At 74.2% G+C, this 3,632-nt stretch carries 5 protein-coding genes; all 5 read right to left on the reverse strand.

Features of this window, described 5'->3' with window-relative positions; translation table 11 throughout:
- Nucleotides 1-34: 34 nt before the first annotated feature.
- Nucleotides 35-805 (reverse strand): SDR family oxidoreductase, encoded by a 771-nt coding sequence (locus ACOV8S_RS32505; protein WP_448322201.1) that lies wholly within the window; start codon nt 803-805, stop codon nt 35-37.
- A 23-nt stretch (nt 806-828) separates the two neighbouring features.
- Entirely contained in the window at nt 829-1,581 is a 753-nt protein-coding gene (locus tag ACOV8S_RS32510) for a 3-oxoacyl-ACP reductase family protein (protein ID WP_448322203.1), read from the reverse strand.
- Nucleotides 1,574-2,095, reverse strand: a complete 522-nt coding sequence (locus ACOV8S_RS32515; RefSeq protein WP_382555394.1) for a cupin domain-containing protein — start codon at nt 2,093-2,095, stop codon at nt 1,574-1,576. Before ACOV8S_RS32515 ends, ACOV8S_RS32510 begins: the two co-directional genes overlap by 8 nt.
- 45 nt (nt 2,096-2,140) lie before the next feature.
- The gene (locus ACOV8S_RS32520) at nt 2,141-2,983 is read right to left on the reverse strand and encodes an alpha/beta fold hydrolase (protein ID WP_448322205.1); all 843 of its coding nucleotides are present in this window, start codon (nt 2,981-2,983) and stop codon (nt 2,141-2,143) included.
- On the reverse strand, nt 2,980-3,632 hold a 653-nt coding region (locus ACOV8S_RS32525; protein ID WP_448322206.1), incomplete at its 5' end, for an aspartate dehydrogenase domain-containing protein. The genes ACOV8S_RS32525 and ACOV8S_RS32520, both read right to left, overlap by 4 nt.

Below are 3,632 nucleotides of genomic sequence, written 5' to 3' on the forward strand. Positions count from 1 at the left end.
TCCTGGGGCTGAGGGGGGCGCGGGCGCGGAGGGCTCAGGCGGCGTGGCCGATGCCGCCGCAGACGTCGACGCTGATGCCGGTGATGTAGGAGGCGCGCGGGGAGAGCAGGCCGGTGACGGCGTAGGCGACCTCCTCGGCGCGGCCGAGGCGGCCCAGCGCGATGCCCCGGTCGGCGGCGAGGGCGGCCTGCCACGCGTCGTAGCTCCGGTCGGTGCCGGAGGCCCGGTACCGGCGCTCCCACTGGCCGGTGTCGATCAGGCCGAGGCAGACGGAGTTGACCCGGATGCCGTCGGCGGCGAGTTCCCGGGAGAGCGACTTGGAGAGGTTGAGGATGCCGGCCCGGGCGGCGCTGGTGGTGATCAGGCGGGGCGAGGGCTCCTTGGCGAGCACCGCGTTGATGTTGACGACGGCGGCCGCGTCGGAGCGCCGCAGCAGGGGCAGCGCGGCCTTGAGGGGGTTGAGGACGCCGTCGAACTTGAGCTCCAGTTCGTCGCGCCAGTCCTCGGTGGTGCACTCGGCGAACGGCTTCATCCGGGACTGCCCGGCGTTGTTGACCAGGCCGTCCAGTCCGCCGAACCGTTCCCGCACGCCGTCGACCATGCGGGCGACGGCGTCGGCGTCGCGGACGTCGCAGACCGCGGTGTGCAGCCGTTCGTGCGCGCCGATCCGCTCCAGGGCCTCGGCCCGCCGCCCGCAGGTGGCCACCTGGGCGCCCTCGTCGAGCAGCGTCCGGACGGTGGCGAGGCCGACGCCGGAGCTGCCGCCGGTGACCAGCACCGTGCGGCCGGTGAGTCCGAGATCCATGGCTGTCGTCTCCTACAGGTGCGTCAGTGCATCGTGAAGCCGCCGTTGACGGCGACGGTCTGGCCGGTGAGGTAGCGGGACTCGTCGGAGAGCAGGAAGGCGATGAGTCCGGTGAGGTCGTCCGGCTGCTGCGGGCGGGAGATGGCCCGGTTGAGCCGGTACAGCTCGTGCCGTTCCTCGGGGATCCGCTCGGAGGACTCGCTCTCGGTGAGCCCGGGAGCCACCGCGTTGACGGTGATCGAGTGGTCGCCGGTCTCGCGGGCCATCGCCCGGGTGAGGGCGATCAGGGCGCCCTTGGAGGCGATGTAGTGCGCCAGGCGCGGCGAGCCGTACAGGGCGGCGTCGGAGGCGACGTTGACGATGCGGCCCTCGCCGTTCGCCAGCATCAGCGGGAGCAGCGCCCTGGCCACCAGCCAGGGTCCGCGGGCGTTGACGGTCATGATGCGGTCGAAGTCCTCGACCTCGATCTCGTGGAAGTACCGCCCGCCCACGGCGTCCGCCAGGCCCGCGTTGTTGACCAGGCCGTGGAGTTTGCCGCCGGTCAGCTCCGCCGTCTCGTCGGCCATCCGGGCGACCGAGGCCGGGTCGCCGACGTCGCAGCGGACGAACTCCGCCTCGACGCCCTCGCCCCTGAGCTCCGCCACCGCCTTCTCGCCCCACTCCGCGCGGAGTTCGGCGACGACGACGCGGAATCCGTCGGCGCCGGCCCGGCGGGCCGTGGCCAGTCCGAGGCCACGGCCGGCGCCGGTGACGACGACGGTGCGCCGCTCAGTCACGGGTGACGCCGTACAGCGGCGAGTACTCCGGGTAGGTCGGCACCTGCGGCTTCTGCGTGCCGATGATCACGCAGAACAGCGCGTCGGTGTCGCCCTCGTTCTTCAGCGAGCGGGTCACACCGGCCGGGACGACGATCATGTCGCGGTAGCCGAGGGTGCGGTACTCGACCTCGTCGGGGCCGCGGTGGATGCCGACGCGGACCTGGCCCTCCAGGACGAAGAAGGCCTCCTCGACGTCGTGGTGGGTGTGCGCCGGGCCCTCGCCTCCCGGGGGCAGCAGCATGTTGGAGAAGGTGAAGCCGCCGGAGGGGAGGATCCGGGAGTCGTTCTCGTGGTTGCCGGTGGCGCCGGAGCCGACGTAGCGGATCTGGGCGCGGCGGTACTGCGGGCCGGCCTTCTCCTGGAAGGACAGGGTGCCCCAGTCGGGCTCGCGGGAGTCCTTGCTCGCGATGAGCCGGTCGGTGTACGTGGCGAGGTCCCCGCCGTTGTCGTACTCGGTGGTGGTGAGAGGCATGACTGCTCCTGTTCGCGGTGTGTGACGGGCGGGCGGTGGTGATGGTCAGTCGGACTCGGGGAGCCGGGCGGCGATGCGCAGGTGGGCCCGGACCCAGTCGTTGAAGGCGGCGGGCTGCTCCTGGTTGGCCAGGTGGCCCGCGCCGGTCATGATCACGAAGACGCCGCGGCGCATGGCGCCGGCGATGATCTGGCTCTCGGCGATCCCGGTGACCTGGTCGTCCTCGCCGCAGAGCACCAGGGCGGGGGCGGTGATCCGCTCCAGCTCCCCGGTCAGGTCGGTGGCGGCCATGGACTCGGCCGCGTAGCCGTAGCCGGGGAGCCGGACGGCGTCCGCCATGACGGCGACGGCCGCGCGGACCTGCTCCGGCGAGGCCCGCGGGGAGAGCAGGCGCGGGGCGCGCCGCTCGGCGAACGCCCGCGGTCCGGCATCGGCGAGCTGCTCGCCGCGGGCCCGCATGGCGGCGGCCTTCTCCGCCCCGGTGCCCGAGCCCCGGGTGGAGTCGGCGATCACCAGGCTGGAGACCAGTTCGGGGTGGCGCACGGCGAGCCGCATGGCGATCACGCCGCCCCAGGAGACGCCGACCACGTGGGCGTCGCCGCCGCGCTCGGCGATCAGGCGGGCCGCGGTGTCCGCGTAGTCGTCGAGGGTCAACGGACCTTCGGGGTCCGGGGATCGGCCGTAGCCGGGGGCGTCCCAGGCGACCACCCGGGCGACCGGGGCGAGGCCTTCGAGCTGGGCGGCGAAGGAGGCGGAGGAGGAGCCGATGCCGTGCAGGCACAGCACCAGCGGGCCCTCCTCGCCGGCCTCCTCGACGTGCACCGGGTGCGTCGCGTACGGCGCCGCCGTCGCGGGGGTCGCCGTCCCGGGGGTCGCCGTGCGGGTCACAGGATCTGTCCCTTCCGCCCGGTGAGGGCGCCGATGCCGCGCAGGACCGCGTGCGGGACGACCTGGCTGGTGGCCGGGTTGCCCGGGTCGGGCGCGTGGTTGACCTCGAAGCGGTAGTGGCCGTGCGGCCCGGCGGCCTCGACGACGTGCCGGGTGAGGACTGCGGCGGGGTCGGCGACGACCCGTACCTCGACCTTGTCCGCGTCGCCCACGGCCAGGGCCACGGAGGCGGCCACGTTGGTGGAGCGCGGGAAGCGGGCGGGCACCTCGCGGGCGGTGCCGCACATGACCTCGACGGGGCGGTCCGCAGTGCGCATCCGCTCCAGCAGCCCGGCGTCCATCCAGGGCTGTTCGAGCGTCGCGGGCAGCTTGGTGGTGGTCAGCCGGACCTCGGTGAGCTCCCCCATGGTCCGCGCGGCCTGCAGCAGGTCGAGTCCGCCGACCGCGCCGCCGGTGAAGTACACCCGGCCGGGGCCGGCCGCGTGCAGCTCGGCGGCGAGGGCGTCGTCGGTGAGCGCGCCGGTGGAGGCCACCAGCAGGTCGGTGCCGGAGGCGAGGATGCGGGCGCCCCACTCGCGGACGAAGCCCTGGCCGGCCGCCTCCACGACCAGGTCGCACACCTCCAGCGCCTCGGCGATCGGGCACTGCG

It is taken from the genome of Streptomyces sp. CO7, assembly GCF_053474865.1.